The sequence below is a fragment of the Microbacterium sp. JZ37 genome, from assembly GCF_035188445.1.
In the GTDB taxonomy this organism is placed as follows: domain Bacteria; phylum Actinomycetota; class Actinomycetes; order Actinomycetales; family Microbacteriaceae; genus Microbacterium; species Microbacterium barkeri.
The window spans coordinates 634,402-648,573 of the sequence record NZ_CP045253.1; the positions used below are offsets into that span (position 1 = coordinate 634,402).

The 14,172-nt window shown below is 71.5% G+C and carries 17 protein-coding genes; 14 read left to right on the forward strand and 3 right to left on the reverse strand.

The window, feature by feature from the left end:
• The first annotated feature begins 51 nt into the window (after positions 1–51).
• Positions 52–1,413, forward strand: coding sequence for a copper amine oxidase (locus GC092_RS02750; RefSeq protein ID WP_324013974.1), 1,362 nt, complete (start codon positions 52–54; stop codon positions 1,411–1,413).
• A gap of 45 nt (positions 1,414–1,458) precedes the next feature.
• Here GC092_RS02750 and GC092_RS02755 read toward each other — a convergent pair whose 3' ends face one another.
• Complete coding sequence (locus tag GC092_RS02755) at positions 1,459–2,247, reverse strand: ABC transporter permease (RefSeq protein WP_324013975.1); 789 nt, start codon at positions 2,245–2,247, stop codon at positions 1,459–1,461.
• Positions 2,244–3,140 carry an efflux ABC transporter ATPase subunit, DrrA-related gene (locus tag GC092_RS02760; protein ID WP_324013977.1) on the reverse strand — a complete coding sequence of 299 codons (897 nt, stop codon included), beginning with the start codon at positions 3,138–3,140 and terminating at the stop codon, positions 2,244–2,246. Before GC092_RS02760 ends, GC092_RS02755 begins: the two co-directional genes overlap by 4 nt.
• 83 nt (positions 3,141–3,223) lie before the next feature.
• Here GC092_RS02760 and GC092_RS02765 point away from each other — a divergent pair, with 83 nt between their 5' ends.
• The 7 genes from GC092_RS02765 to GC092_RS02795 all read left to right on the forward strand — a co-directional run bounded on the left by GC092_RS02765 (position 3,224) and on the right by GC092_RS02795 (position 6,485).
• Positions 3,224–4,168, forward strand: a complete 945-nt coding sequence (locus GC092_RS02765; protein WP_282980173.1) for a TetR/AcrR family transcriptional regulator — start codon at positions 3,224–3,226, stop codon at positions 4,166–4,168.
• A 92-nt stretch (positions 4,169–4,260) separates the two neighbouring features.
• Positions 4,261–4,464, forward strand: a complete 204-nt coding sequence (locus tag GC092_RS02770) for a helix-turn-helix domain-containing protein (RefSeq protein ID WP_271174418.1) — start codon at positions 4,261–4,263, stop codon at positions 4,462–4,464.
• A gap of 138 nt (positions 4,465–4,602) precedes the next feature.
• Positions 4,603–4,701, forward strand: a complete 99-nt coding sequence (locus GC092_RS02775; RefSeq protein WP_003792170.1) for a 30S ribosomal protein bS22 — start codon at positions 4,603–4,605, stop codon at positions 4,699–4,701.
• Positions 4,702–4,857: 156 nt separating this feature from the next.
• Complete coding sequence (gene aqpZ / locus GC092_RS02780) at positions 4,858–5,556, forward strand: aquaporin Z (RefSeq protein ID WP_271174426.1); 699 nt, start codon at positions 4,858–4,860, stop codon at positions 5,554–5,556.
• A gap of 50 nt (positions 5,557–5,606) precedes the next feature.
• Positions 5,607–5,900, forward strand: a complete 294-nt coding sequence (locus GC092_RS02785; protein WP_271174419.1) for a rhodanese-like domain-containing protein — start codon at positions 5,607–5,609, stop codon at positions 5,898–5,900.
• A gap of 5 nt (positions 5,901–5,905) precedes the next feature.
• Positions 5,906–6,166 carry a glutaredoxin family protein gene (locus tag GC092_RS02790; protein WP_282980178.1) on the forward strand — a complete coding sequence of 87 codons (261 nt, stop codon included), beginning with the start codon at positions 5,906–5,908 and terminating at the stop codon, positions 6,164–6,166.
• 16 nt (positions 6,167–6,182) lie between these two features.
• Positions 6,183–6,485, forward strand: a complete 303-nt coding sequence (locus GC092_RS02795; RefSeq protein ID WP_271174421.1) for a Dabb family protein — start codon at positions 6,183–6,185, stop codon at positions 6,483–6,485.
• Positions 6,486–6,552: 67 nt separating this feature from the next.
• Here GC092_RS02795 and aspS read toward each other — a convergent pair whose 3' ends face one another.
• Positions 6,553–8,328 carry an aspartate--tRNA ligase gene (aspS, locus tag GC092_RS02800; protein WP_324013981.1) on the reverse strand — a complete coding sequence of 592 codons (1,776 nt, stop codon included), beginning with the start codon at positions 8,326–8,328 and terminating at the stop codon, positions 6,553–6,555.
• A 343-nt stretch (positions 8,329–8,671) separates the two neighbouring features.
• Here aspS and GC092_RS02805 point away from each other — a divergent pair, with 343 nt between their 5' ends.
• The 6 genes from GC092_RS02805 to GC092_RS02830 all read left to right on the forward strand — a co-directional run bounded on the left by GC092_RS02805 (position 8,672) and on the right by GC092_RS02830 (position 14,168).
• A complete protein-coding gene (locus GC092_RS02805; protein WP_324013983.1) occupies positions 8,672–10,333 on the forward strand; it encodes an HNH endonuclease signature motif containing protein in 1,662 nt (553 codons plus the stop codon).
• Positions 10,334–10,467: 134 nt separating this feature from the next.
• Positions 10,468–11,175, forward strand: coding sequence for a DedA family protein (locus tag GC092_RS02810; protein WP_324013984.1), 708 nt, complete (start codon positions 10,468–10,470; stop codon positions 11,173–11,175).
• A 19-nt stretch (positions 11,176–11,194) separates the two neighbouring features.
• Positions 11,195–11,824, forward strand: coding sequence for a histidine phosphatase family protein (locus GC092_RS02815; RefSeq protein ID WP_324013986.1), 630 nt, complete (start codon positions 11,195–11,197; stop codon positions 11,822–11,824).
• Positions 11,825–11,945: 121 nt separating this feature from the next.
• A complete protein-coding gene (locus GC092_RS02820) occupies positions 11,946–12,509 on the forward strand; it encodes a KdsC family phosphatase (RefSeq protein WP_374727746.1) in 564 nt (187 codons plus the stop codon).
• A complete protein-coding gene (locus GC092_RS02825; RefSeq protein WP_324013987.1) occupies positions 12,506–13,390 on the forward strand; it encodes an N-acetylneuraminate synthase family protein in 885 nt (294 codons plus the stop codon). Before GC092_RS02820 ends, GC092_RS02825 begins: the two co-directional genes overlap by 4 nt.
• A 142-nt stretch (positions 13,391–13,532) precedes the next feature.
• Positions 13,533–14,168: a TlpA family protein disulfide reductase gene (locus GC092_RS02830; RefSeq protein ID WP_324013988.1), complete on the forward strand. Its 636-nt coding sequence runs from the start codon at positions 13,533–13,535 to the stop codon at positions 14,166–14,168.
• Positions 14,169–14,172: the final 4 nt, after the last annotated feature.

A 14,172-nucleotide genomic window follows, 5' to 3' on the forward strand; every position in this document is an offset into this window, starting at 1 on the left:
CGGCGGCCTCGGAGACGGGGCCGCCGTCGGCGTGTGCGGGGGAGGAGTTCTGTGAGAATCGAGAGCATGCGAAGGCGAGCGGGGGCCGCGTTGATCGCGCTGGTGGCGGCGGGTGGCCTCGCCGCCTGCACGGATGAGCCGCAGGCAGCGCCCGAGGAGGCGCCGCACGCCGCGACGTTCGACTGCGATCAGGGCGAGCCGCTCGCGAACGCCCTCGAGAACGGCGCCGAGTGGGCCATGTGCTGGCAGGTCGATCCCGATCGCGGCCTCGTGCTCACGGACATCCGCTTCACGCCGACCGATGCCGAGCCCGTCCTCATCGCCGAGGAGCTCTCGCTCGCGCAGCTCGAGGTCCCGTACGACTCGGGCGAGAACACCACGTACGACCTCACCGACGCCGGCTTCGGCGGCACGAAGATGCAGACCCTCACCGAGACGGAGTGCGTCGGGGAGCGGATCGCGACGGACATCCCCGACATCGACGACGGCACGTACGGCAAGACCCGTCACCGCGAGGTGCTGTGCTCGCTCATCGTCGACGGCGGGCTCGGGTACCGGTCGGGGGAGTTCGGCGAGGTCGTCGCCGCGCGACGCGAGGACTGGCAGCTCTCCACGATCTCGAAGGTCGGATGGTACGAGTACGTCACGCAGTACTCGTTCGGCTCCGACGGCGTCATCCGATCCGACCTCGGCGCGACCGGCGACATCTCGCCGATCGACTTCAGCGACCACGAGCACGGCACGGCGGTGGGCGAGGGCGATCATGCGCACGCGACGAGCCACTCCCACAACGCCGTCTGGCGGGTCCACTGGGCGCTCGACGATCCGGGCGCGCTCGCGGTCGAGCAGTACGACGCGGAGGACACGGGGGAGATGGGGCCGAAGGCGCCGATCGTGGAGGGCAGTCTGCGGGCCATCGAGCATCCGGCGATCGCGCAGTGGGAGGATCGGCGCTGGTGGCGCGTCCTGGCCCCGGGCGTGCTCAACGCCGATGGCCGTCCGATCTCCTACGAGATCGATCTCGGCAAGAGCGACACCTTCACCTTCACCCACGATCACCTCTTCCACGGCGAGGAGGAGGCGTACGACGTCGCGTTCACGAATGCCGACCCGTGCGAGCTGCTCGCCGTCCGCAACGGGGCGGGGTCGACCTGCGGGCAGAGCGTGCACGAGTACATCGAGGACTCCGCGGACGAGGAGCTGCGCGATGTCGTCTCCTGGGTCGCCGTGGGCTTCCACCACGTCGTCCGAGATGAGGATCAGTCGCCGATGGACATGCACTGGCAGGGGTTCGCCCTGCGACCGCGCGACCTTACGGCGCAGCGGGTTGCCGTGCCGGACGGGCGCGAGGAGCTCAACGGCGAGCTCGAGGGCGAGTTCCGGAAGTGGTACCGCCTCGACGAGGAGGACTGAGCAGGGGAGGGAGCGGGCGGAGGGGCGCGCCCTCCGCCCGCCTGCTCAGCGGCGCCCTGCCTTGCGCTGGAACAGCCATCCGCCCCAGGCCACCGCGATGACGAGGATCGCGGCGCACCAGAGCAGCGCCCAGGCGCCCTGTGCACCGATGTCGGTGCCGAAGAGCAGGCCGCGGATGGTCTCGATGATGGGCGTCACGGGCTGGTAGGTCGCGATCGGCTGCAGCCAGTCGGCCAGGGAGTCCACCGGGACGAACCCGCTCGAGAGGTACGGCAGGAAGAGGAGCACGAAGCCGTAGGCGTTGGCGCCCTCGGGGCTCGACGCGGCGAGTCCGATCGCGGCGAAGAGGTACGTGATGGCGAGGATGTACAGCGCGATCAGCGCGGCGGCGCCGATCCACTCGAGCGGACCGGCCGTCGGGCGGAAGCCCACGAGCAGGGCGACGCCGACGACGATCGCCGTCGCCACGAGGTTGCGGATGAGGCTCGCGACGACGTGTCCCGTGAGGACGGCGCTCGCTCGCAGCGGCATCGTGCGGAACCGGTCGATGATGCCCGCCTTCATGTCACCGGCGACGTAGACGGCTGTCGAGGCTGCGCCGAAGCCCGCGCACGTGAAGACGATCCCGGGCACGACATAGTCGACGTAGCCGCCGGACGGATCGATCGCGCCGCCGAAGATCCACGTGAACATGAGCATGAGCATCACGGGGAGGAGGATGGCCATGAGCAGCGACTCACCGTCGCGCAGCGAATGGCGGAGGCTGCGCCCGACGAAGACCGACTCGGCGGTCAGGCCGCGCAGGCGCGGGCGGGCGAGGTCGACGGCGGTCATGCGGACTCCTTGAGCTGGGGCGTCCGGGCGGACGCGGGTTCGGTGAGGGCGAGGAAGACGTCGTCGAGCGTCGGGCGTCGCAGCGAGACGACGCCCTTGGCGCCGGACGCGTCGAGCAGGTCGAGGGCCCGGCGCAGGCCCGACACGGTGCCGTCGGTCGGCACCTCGCGGAGGAGGTCGCCACGGGCGTCGTGGAGCTCGACGGTGTCGCCGCCCACGCGCGCCTTCAGCTGCGAGGCCGTGCCGAGCGCGGCGACCCGGCCCTCGTGCAGCACGGCGATCCGGTCGGCCAGCTGGTCCGCCTCCTCGAGGTACTGGGTCGTGAGGAAGACGGTGGTGCCGGCTGCGGCGACGGCGCGGATGACGTCCCACAGGTCACGGCGGCTTCGGGTGTCGAGACCGGTGGTCGGCTCGTCGAGGAAGAGCACCTCGGGCGTCACGACGAAGCTCAGCGCGAGGTCGAGACGGCGGCGCATCCCGCCGGAGAACGTGCCCACGCGCCGCGCTGCGGCATCGGACAGGGCGAAGCGGGCGAGGAGATCCCGTGCGCGATCGGCGGCGGCTCGGGGCGACAGGCCGGCGAGACGGCCGAACATGACGAGGTTCTCGGACGCCGTGAGCACGTCGTCGACCGCAGCGGACTGACCCGTCAGGCTGATGCGACGGCGGACCTCGTCGGGCTGCGTCGCGACGTCGTGGCCCGCGACGTGCGCGATGCCGTCGTCCGGGTGCACGAGCGTCGTGAGGATGCTGATGGTCGTCGTCTTGCCCGCGCCGTTCGGGCCGAGCAGGGCGAAGACCTCTCCGGGCTCGACCGAGAGGTCGAGCCCGTCGAGGACGGTGTGCGCGCCGAACCGCTTGCGCAGTCCTCGCACCTCGATGGCGGGACGCATGGCGTCTCCCTTCTGTGTATGGACAAAACTGTTTATGACGGTAACACACTGTTTATGCCATATACAGGCCTAGGCTGAGACGCATGAGCGAGACCGAGCAGACCCCCGTCGAGCTGCCCCGCGGCATCGCGCTCGCATGGGGGGTCGCCGCGAATCCGCAGCGGGGGCCCAAGCGCGAGATGAGCGTCGAGCGCATCGTCGAGACGGCCGTCGAGCTGGCCGACCGCGAGGGGATCGGCGCCGTGTCGATGGCCGCCGTCGCGAAGAAGCTCGGCTTCACACCCATGTCGCTCTACCGGTACGTCAGCGCGAAGGACGACCTGCTCCTCCTCATGCAGGAGGAGGCGACGGGGCTGCCTCCCGAGGAGCATCGGACGGCGGATGGCTGGCGCCGGGCGCTCGAGGTGCTCTTCCGCGCGCAGGTCGAGATCTATCTCCGCCATCCGTGGATCCTGGCTCTGCCGATCGCGGGCTCGCCGATCACGCCGAACAGCTCGGCGTGGCTCGATGCGGCCCTCGGCGCGCTGGCGGAGACGCCCCTCGCTCCGTCGGAGCGGCTCGCGGTCGCGCTGGCCGTCACCGGGCAGGCGCGGTGGTGCGGGATCGTGAACGCCGGCTACAGCGAGGCCGCGCGCGCAGACGGGCTCGCGCCCGAGGAGGTGGCGGCGCGCGAGGCGGCCCTGTTCGATGCGGTCATCGACGCCGACGGGTATCCCGCGCTGCGCGGCGCGATCGATGCGGGCGTCTTCCTCGACGAGGCCGATCCCTTCCGGTTCGGGCTCGCCCGCCTTCTCGACGGCGTCGAGGGCTATATCGCCCGGCTCGACCGCGGTGAGCCCCCTGCGAGCGAGGGCGGATGGATCGAGCTCGACGACGCCGACGTGCTCGAGGACAAGCGCTACCGCGCGGCGGCGAAGGCGTCCCGAGACGCGCAGAAGGCGCTCGTCGCCGCGGAGAAGGCGCTGCGCCAGGCGCGCAGGGCTCAGGCCCAGGCTCTCAAGGAGGCGCGGGAGCGCGCCGCGCGCTGACGGGTGCCCGGGTCACACGGGTCACTCGGGTTTACAGGCGTCTCCGCTAGCCTCTAGAGTTGTCGGGATCGAACAGAGAGGGTCGTGGGGGAATGGCTGAACTGCCGGATGTGCGGTTTCTCACGGTCGCCGAGGTCGCAGACATCATGCGCGTCTCGAAGATGACCGTCTATCGGCTCGTCCACTCGGGCGAGCTCCCCGCCGTCCGGTTCGGCCGCAGCTACCGCGTCCCCGAGTCGGCCGTCACGGCCGCTCTCGAGATGCCGTCGGAGCGCCCCATCGCCGACGCCGGCTGAGCGCTCCGAGTCGGCGTTCAGGCGCCGCTCCCATCATGGGATAAGATGCTCTGAGGCACTTTTCCATGGTGCCCGATCCCGGATGTCAGCGACGGCCGTCGCGACCGGACATCCAACCCCTGACATAGCGAGGTTTCCGTGGGTTCTGTCATCAAGAAGCGCCGCAAGCGCATGGCGAAGAAGAAGCACCGCAAGCTGCTTCGCAAGACTCGCCACCAGCGCCGCAACAAGAAGTAGCGGCCCCCGCGAACGCCGGCTCCGTGATCCACGGGCCGGCGTTTCTGGTATCCGGGCGTCATCGCCGGTCGTCACCTGTCGCCGCGACTCGTCACATGATGACTCGCCCCCGACCCCACGGGCCCGTCCACCGCCGCGACGCTCGTCGCGGAGTTCCTGGGCACCTTCCTCCTCGTCCTCGGCGGCGTCGGCGCGGCGCTGTTCGCCGCCGACTTCGGCGCGAGCGATGCCGGGACGAGCCTCGGCATCGGCTTCGTCGGCGTCGCGCTGGCGTTCGGGCTCACCGTCGTCGCAGGGGCGTACGCCTTCGGGCCGATCTCCGGCGGGCACTTCAACCCGGCCGTCACCCTCGGCCTGGCCGCCGCCGGCCGGTTCCCGTGGGGCGGCGTCGCCGGCTACGTCGTCGCGCAGGTCATCGGCGGCGTCGCGGCGACGAGCGTCATCGCGCTCATCGGCTCGTCCGGCGACGGATGGCTCGCCGCGGCCCAGGAGGGCGGGTTCGCGAGCAACGGGTTCGGCGAGCTCTCGCCGGGCGGCTTCGGCATCCTCGGCGCGATCGTCGTCGAGGTGCTGTTCACGGCGCTCTTCGTGCTCGTCATCCTCGGCGTCACGCACCCCACGCGCGGCAACCCCGCGCTCGCGGGTCTCGCGATCGGCCTCACCCTGACGCTCATCCACCTCGTCACGATCCCCGTCGACAACACGTCGGTGAACCCCGCGCGATCGATCGCGTCGGCGATCTTCGGGGGAGGCGACGCGCTCGCGCAGCTCTGGGTCTTCCTCGTGTTCCCCCTCGTCGGCGGACTCATCGCGGGCTTCGCCTACAAGCCGCTGCTCGACACGGCGCGCCGCTGAGCAGCAGCGCGAGCGGAGCGACGGCCCGTGATCCACGGGATACTGGAGGGATGAACGAGATCACGGTCCAGGAGCTCCGCTCGCGCGAGGGCGTTCCGCTCATCGACGTCCGCGAGACGCACGAGTTCGCGGCAGGACGTGTGCCGGGTGCCGTCAACCTTCCGATGTCCGAGCTCGGGATGCGGCTCGACGAGCTGCCCGCAGAGCCGTTCGACGTCATCTGCGAGGTCGGCGGACGCTCCGCCCGGGTCGTCGAGGCGCTCACGGCCCGGGGCTACGAGGCGACGAACGTCGCGGGCGGCACGAGCGCGTGGCGCGCGGCTGGCTACGACATCGAGGCCTGAGCCGGATGACGCAGCTGACGCTCATCGGCAAGCCCGACTGCCATCTCTGCGACGTCGCGCGCGAGGTCGTCGACCAGGTCCTCGCCGAGCTCCCGGATGAGACCGCCGACCGCATCGAGGTCGTCGAGCGGTCGATCGCCGACGACGAGGAGCTTCACGCGCAGTGGTGGGAGAAGATCCCCGTCGTCCTCATCGACGGACGCCTGCACGGCCACTGGCGCGTGTCCCCCGACCGCCTGCGCGACGCCCTCGTCGCCGCATCCTGAACCGAGAGGCTCTGCCATGGCCATCCGCCACATCGTCCTGTTCCAGCTCGCCGCGTCCGACCCCGAGACCCGCGCGGCGCACGCGGCCGAGGCGAAGGAGCGCCTCGAGGCGCTCGTCGGCGTCGTCCCCGGTCTGCTCGAGCTGACCGTCTCGCGCAACGCCGCCTACGAGGGTGAGAACCACGACATCGTGCTCGACGCGCTCTTCCCCGACCTCGCCGCGCTCGAGGCGTACCAGGTGCACCCCGCCCACGTCGAGGCGGCGCGCTTCGTCGGGTCTGTCCGCAGCGGGCGCGCGGCGATCGACCTCGAGGTCTGAGACCCGTCCCTCACGCACGACGCCCCCGCCGGATGGCGGGGGCGTCGTGCATGAGGGCGGGAGAGGCTCAGGCCTCGTCGTCCTCCTCGGGCTCGTAGTCGACGCCGGCCTCGGCGCGCTGCTCGGGCGTGATCGGGGCCGGAGCGGCCGTGAGCGGGTCGAAGCCGCTGCTGATCTTCGGGAACGCGATGACCTCGCGGATCGACGGGGCGCCCGCGAGCAGCGACACGACGCGGTCCCACCCGAACGCGATGCCGCCGTGCGGCGGGGCGCCGAACTGGAACGCGTCGAGCAGGAAGCCGAACTTCTCCTGCGCCTCCTCGGGGCCGATCCCCATGACGTCGAAGACGCGCTCCTGCACGTCGCGGCGGTGGATGCGGATCGAGCCGCCGCCGATCTCGTTGCCGTTGCACACGATGTCGTACGCGTACGCGAGCGCCTCGCCCGGGGCCTCCTCGAAGCGGTCGATCCACTCGGGCTTGGGCGACGTGAACGCGTGGTGCACGGCGGTCCAGGCGGAGTGGCCGAGGTCGACGTCGTCGTCCTCGCCGGTCGGCTTGAAGAGGGGCGCGTCGACGACCCACACGAACGACCATGCGCTCTCGTCGATCTGTCCCGTGCGCTTGGCGATCTCGACGCGCGCGGCGCCGAGCAGGGCGCGCGCCTCGCTCGTCCGGCCCGCCGCGAAGAACACGGCGTCGCCGGGCTGAGCGCCCGTCGCGGCGGCGAGCCCCTCGCGCTCGGCGTCGGAGAGGTTCTTGGCGACCGGGCCGCCGAGCGTCCCGTCCTCGCCGAACGTGACGTAGGCGAGGCCCTTCGCGCCGCGCGACTTGGCCCAGTCCTGCCACGCGTCGAACTGACGACGGGGGAGCGAGGCGCCGCCGGGGTGCACGACCGAGCCGACGTACTCCTGCTGGAAGACGCGGAAGGTCGTGTCGGCGAAGTAGTCGGCGAGCTCGACGATCGCGTTGCCGAAGCGCAGGTCCGGCTTGTCCGAGCCGTACAGGCGCATCGCGTCGGCGAAGGTGATGCGCTCGATCGGCGTCGGGATCTCGACGTCGATGAGGCGCCACAGCGCCTGCACGATCTCCTCGCCGAGGGCGATCACGTCCTCCTGGTCGACGAAGCTCGCCTCGATGTCGAGCTGCGTGAACTCGGGCTGGCGGTCGGCGCGGAAGTCCTCGTCGCGGTAGCAGCGTGCGATCTGGTAGTAGCGCTCGATCCCGCCGACCTGCAGCAGCTGCTTGAAGAGCTGCGGCGACTGGGGGAGCGCGTACCAGCTGCCCGGGCTGAGGCGCGCGGGCACGAGGAAGTCGCGCGCGCCCTCGGGCGTCGAGCGGGTGAGCGTGGGGGTCTCGACCTCGACGAAGTCGTGCTCCTCGAGCACACGGCGCGCGGCCGCCGATGCCTTCGAGCGCAGGCGGATGGCCGCGGCGGGCGCGGGGCGGCGGAGGTCGAGGTAGCGGTACTTGAAGCGCGCGTCCTCGCCGACGGTCTCGGTGCCGTCGAGCGCGGTCGAGACCTGGAAGGGGAGCGCGGCCGACTCGTTGAGCACCTCGACCTCGGACGCGATGATCTCGATCTCGCCGGTCGCGAGGTTCGGGTTCGCGTTGCCCTCGGGACGGCGCGACACCTCGCCCGTGACCTTCAGGACGAACTCGCTGCGCAGCGGGTGCGCGATCTCCTCGTCGCGGATGACGACCTGTGCGATGCCCGATGCATCGCGCAGATCGATGAAGGCGACGCCTCCGTGATCGCGGCGGCGATCGACCCACCCGGTGAGGGTGACGGTCTGACCGATGAGCGAGGCGTCGAGCGAGCCTGCCTTGTGGGTGCGCAGCACGGAGAATCCTCCTGGTAGGAAAGGGAACCGCACCATTCTACGGACCGCGCGCGTCCTGGCCATCCGCTCGCGGGAGCGGACTAGCCAGGGCTCGCAGGGCGCGGGGCGGCTGGCGGAGGCGCGCGGAACAGCGAACGCTGGCTAGTGCGCGGGGCGGTCCCGCTCGGTCGCGACAGATGCATGTAAGCATTTCGCTTACATGTCCCGAAGGATGTCGGTGGTCGGGACGAGGATGGGTCCCTTCTCTTGTGGCTCTGGGCGCGCGAGATTGCGAGCAACGGATCTTCGAAGAATCTTCGAGAAATGTCTTGCGCCTTGTCGTATTTGTGTTCTACCATGGGGTATGGCCTTCCCATGGGCGCCCGATGAGGGGCAGGATGATCCGGCCGGCGCAGTGTGCGCCGCGGTCGGGTTGCTGGGCGGGCTGTTCACACGGGTGGGGGACGTGGCGTCGGGAGATCTCGCGGGATTCACCGCGCAGGTGGAGCAGCTGGGGCGGGTCGTGGACGCGCTGCGGGTGCGGGCGGCAGGAGAGGTCGCGTGGCGGTCCCGGCGGGGCCTGGAACGGCCCCTCGCGGGAGAGCTCGGCTGCCGGGACGGGAGGGAACTGCTCGAGCGGCTCACCGGGATCCCCGGGCCGGCGGTATCCGCGCGGGTGCGGCTGGATGAGGCCACCCGCGACCGGGAAGGCCCCACCGGGCTCCCCCTGCCGCCGGCGCACCCGGCGGTGGCCGCGGCGGTGGAAGCGGGCCTGCTCGGGGCGGAGCCGGCGGCGCTGATCGTGAAGGCCGTCGCCACCGCCCGCCGCGGCGCGCCCGCCTCCGAGGCCGACAAGCTCGAGGTGATGGAGCGTCACCTCGTCGGGATCGCCACCGGCGCGATCGCGACCGACCTGGACGAGGCCGCACCCCCGGCGCAGATGACCTCCGCCTACTCCGACGGCACGGCCGCGGCCGTGCCGTGGAGCGTCGTGAAAGCGCACGCGGACGCGTGGGTGGACGTCCTCACCGCGGACGGCCTCCCACCCGACCCCGAACGCCCCATCCGCAACCGCACCCTCACCCTCACACCCCTGCCCGACGGGGCCTTCCGCGTCAACGGCACCCTCGTCCCCGAAGCCGGCGCCCTCCTGCAGAACCTCCTCTCCGCCCACACCAACCCCGCCCGCCACGTCACCTTCACCCCCACCACAGACCACGACGACGACGCGGCCGAGGCCGACAACGGTGCGGACGGTGCGGACGCGGCCGCAGGAGACTGCGCGGCAGGCGCAGCTGCGAGCGATGGCCTGGACACGGATGGCGATGGCGGGTTCTTCGACGGGATCGACACCGAGACCCGCAACGACACAGACCCGTGGGGACCGGACGAGATCATCCACGACCCCCGCACCCCCGGACAGAAACGCCACGACGCGTTCTTCGCGATGATCCAGGCCGCCTCACGCGCCGCCGAGACCCCCACCCTCGGCGGCGCCGCCCCCACCGTCATGATCCACATCACCGCCCACGACCTCACCACCACAGACACCGACACCGGCCGGCACGGCATCGCGCACCTCGACGGGGTCGACGCGCCCGTCCCCGCGACCGTGGCCCGCCGGATCGGATGCACCGGAGACATCCTCCGCGCCGTCTTCAGTCCCGAGGGGCGCATCCTCGAGCTGCGCAGCATCCAACGCTGCTTCACCCCCACCCAGCGCAAAGCCATCGTCGCCCGCGACGGAGGCTGCATCATCCCCGGCTGCACCATCCCCGCCGCCTGGTGCGAAATCCATCACGTCCAAGACCACGCCCGAGGCGGACCCACCGAAACCGACAACGGCGTCCTGCTCTGCTGGTGGCACCACCACCACCTCGACACCTCCGGCTGGACCATCCACATGCACCACGGCGTGCCCTACATCGCCGCCCCCAACTGGATCGACCGACACCACCGCCACCGACCAGCACCCACCTCCCGCACCAGACTCCACACCAAACTCACCCAACACCTCAGATGCTGACAACCGCGCAGATGCCGAACCACGCGCGACGAGCGCACAGGCGATCCCGGCCCTTCGCACAGGGAACCCGGATGCGCCGTCGATAGCGTCGAGCCCGACCCCACCGCCCGCGCCGACGGAAAGGCCGCACCGACATGACGACGACCGAGATCGCGGCCGCCGCCGACGGAGGATCCTGGCTCTCCACTCTCGTGGATGCGGTCGTGGGGCTCATGGACGTCATCGGCCCCTACGGCGCCGGCGTCGCGATCGCGGCCGAGAACCTCTTCCCGCCGCTGCCGAGCGAGGCCATCCTCCCCATGGCGGGCCTCGCCGCCCATCGCGGCGCATTCGCGCTGTGGGAGGCGATCCTCTGGACGACCGTCGGGTCCGTCGTCGGCGCGCTCCTCCTCTACGGCATCGGCGTCTGGTTCGGCGTCGACCGCCTGCGCCGCATCGCCGAGCGCCTGCCGCTCGTCTCGGGAGAGGACATCGACCGGACGGTGGCCTGGTTCCACCGGCACGGCGGCAAGGCCGTCTTCCTCGGCCGGTTCGTCCCGATCTTCCGGAGCCTCATCTCGATCCCGGCCGGCGTCGTGCGGATGCCCGTGTGGCGCTTCGCGCTGCTCACGGCCGCGGGGAGCGTCATCTGGAACACCGTCTTCATCCTCGTCGGCTGGTATCTCGGCAGCGGGTGGCACATCGTCGAGCAGTACATGGACATCGTCCAGAACGTCGTCATCGTGGGCGTCGCGGCCGCGGTCGTCTGGTTCGTCGTCGTCCGCGTCCGCGCGCAGCGTCGCCAGCGCGCGGCCGGTGCCGTCGCTCCGCGCGGCGAGCGCGAGGCGCCCGCGGCCGACTGAGCGTTCGTAGACTGGGCCTGTGCCCGCCGAACGCCTCCATCTCGTCCGCCACGGCGAGGTCTTCAATCCGCGGCGCGTGCTGTACGAGCGCATGCCCGGATTCCGCCTGAGCGAGGACGGGCGGCGGATGGCCAGGGCAGCGGCCGACTACGTGCGCTCGCTCGATCGCCCGCTCGCCGAGCTCGTGTGCTCTCCGCTCGAGCGCACGCGCGAGTCGGCCGAGCCGTTCACGGCGCTGTTCGAGCTCGAGCCGCGCGCCGACGAGCGCGTCATCGAGCCGTGGAACGCGTTCGCGGGGAAGCGCATGAGCCGCGCCGTCTTCATCCCGCAGAACTGGTGGCACCTGCGCCGCCCGTCGCGGCCGAGCTGGGGCGAGCCGTACCGCGAGGTCGTCGACCGCATGCACGCGGCCCTCGACGACGCGTGGGACGCCGCCGACGGCGGCGACGTCGTCATCGTGACGCACCAGGCGCCGATCTGGATCACGCATCTCTCCATCGCGGGCCTGCCGCTGCGGCACGATCCCCGCACGCGCCGGTGCGCCCTCTCGAGCGTGACCTCGTTCGAGCGCAAGGGCGACGTCTGGCGCGAGATCGACTACGTCGAGCCTGCCTCGACCGCGGGCGCGGTCGACGTCGGCGCCGTCTGAGACCCGCACCGCGCCATCCTTCACCCCGCCGTCGCCTCGCGGGCACCTTCCGGACCCCTCGCGTTCACGCAGTGCGCTGACCGTAGAAGGTCAGCGGGAGACGCCCGCTGACGGAGGTCACGTGAGCGGTCTGAGGCGAGAGGCGATCGACGCCCGAGCGGTCGTGACCGACTTCGACGGAGTCCACACCGACGACACCGCCTTCGTCGACGCCGACGGCCGCGAGTTCGTCCGCGTGAGCCGCTCCGACGGGATGGGCGTCTCGCTCCTGCGCAGGGCCGGCATCCCCTTCCTCATCCTCTCCACCGAGACGAACGGCGTCGTCGCCGCGCGCGCCCGCAAGCTCCGCGTCGACGTGCGCCAGGGGCTCGACGACAAGGCTGCGGCTCTGCGCGAGTGGGCGGATGCCCAGGGCGTCGCGCTCGCGGATGTCGCGTACCTGGGCAACGACGTGAACGACCTGCCGTGCCTGCGGATCGTCGGCTGGCCCGTCGCGGTTCCGCGCTCCCATCCCGACGTGCTCGCGATCGCCCGCGTCGTCCTGCACCGAGCGGGCGGCGACGGCGCCGTCCGCGAACTGGCCGAGCGCGTCCTGCGCTCCCGCACGGGCCTCGTGCCCGAGCGCGCGGGCGCTGCGCTCCGCGCGTCCATCCCGTCCTCGTCACAACCGGAGGAGCACTCATGACGGTCACGATCGGCACTCGCACGCTGGGCGATGCGCACCCCACCTACGTCATCGCCGAGATCGGCCTGAACCACAACGGCTCGGTCGAGATCGCCAAGGAGCTCATCGACGTCGCCGCGGCCGCCGGCGCGGACGCGGTCAAGTTCCAGAAGCGCACCCCGGAGATCTCCACGCCCGAGCACATGCGCGACGTGCCGCGCGAGACGCCGTGGGGCACCATGACGTACCTCGAGTACCGCTACCGGGTCGAGTTCGGCCGCGACGAGTACCTCGAGATCGGCGCGCACGCCGCCGAGCGCGGCGTCGACTGGTTCGCGTCGCCGTGGGACGAGCCGTCGGTCGCGTTCCTCGAGGACCTCGACGTCGTCGCGCACAAGGTCGCGTCGGCGAGCCTCACCGACGACGGGCTCCTCGCGGCGCTGCGCGACACGGGCAAGCCGATCATCCTCTCCACGGGCATGTCGACCATGGAGCAGATCGACCGGGCGGTCGACCTCCTCGGCACGGAGAACCTCGTCCTCCTGCACGCGACGTCGACGTATCCGATGCCTGCGGAGGAGGCGAACCTCCGCATGATCCCGACGCTGAAGGACCGCTTCGCCGGCGTCCCGGTCGGATACTCGGGGCACGAGCGCGGGCTCGCGATCTCGTTCGCGGCCGTCGCGCTGGGCGCGGCCGCCGTCGAGCGCCACATCACGCTCGATCGCGGCATGTGGGGCTCGGACCACGCCGCCTCGATCGAGCCGACCGAGCTCGCGGCCCTCGTCGCCGGCATCCGCGACATCGAGCTCGCCCTCGGCGACGGCGTCAAGCGCGTCTTCCCCGGCGAGCTCGCGCCCATGGCCAAGCTGCGTCGCGTGGGAGCGGGCGCCGCGGTCTGACCCGCCTGCCGCGCTTCGCGGCGAACCGGCGCCCGATCGCCGCATTTCGGGGCAAGGCTCGCCGAGCCTTGCCCCGAAGCCGCTGTCCGGCCATACAGCATCGACCCAGGCACCTCGAACACGGGAACGTAGGATGGGAGCCGTGCGCACGCCTGCCGTCCCGAGCCTGTCTCCCCGCATCCGCCGGGGCGCGAGAGCGGCCGCCGCGCTCGCCGTCGCGACGCTCATCGCCGGTCTGGCGGCGTGCTCCGCTGACCCCGTGACGCAGGCCTACCTCGAAGGCGACGACAAGGGCTACATCGCGAGCGACTTCCGGGTGAAGGAGATCCCCGTCGAGGAGCGCGGCGACCCCGTCGAGTGGTCGGGCGTCACGGAGGAGGGCGACGAGCTCTCGAGCGACGACACCGCGGGCGATGTCACCGTCGTGAACTTCTGGTACGCCGCGTGCGGCCCCTGCCGGGCCGAGGCCGCCGACCTCGAGTCGGTGTGGCAGGAGTACCAGGGCGAGAACGTGTCGTTCGTCGGCGTGAACACGAACGACCAGGCCGACACCGCGCGCTCGTTCGCCGAGCGGTGGGGCGTGACGTACCCGAGCATCATCGACGTCAACGACGGCAGCGCGAAGCTCGCCTTCGCCGGCGCGACCTCGATCCAGGCGACGCCCACGACGCTCGTCCTCGACACCGAGGGGCGCGTCGCCGCGGTCCTCATCGGCCAGCTCGAGGGCGCGTCCATCCTCTCGACGCTCGTGGCCGACACGCTCGCGGAGTCGGCATGACCGC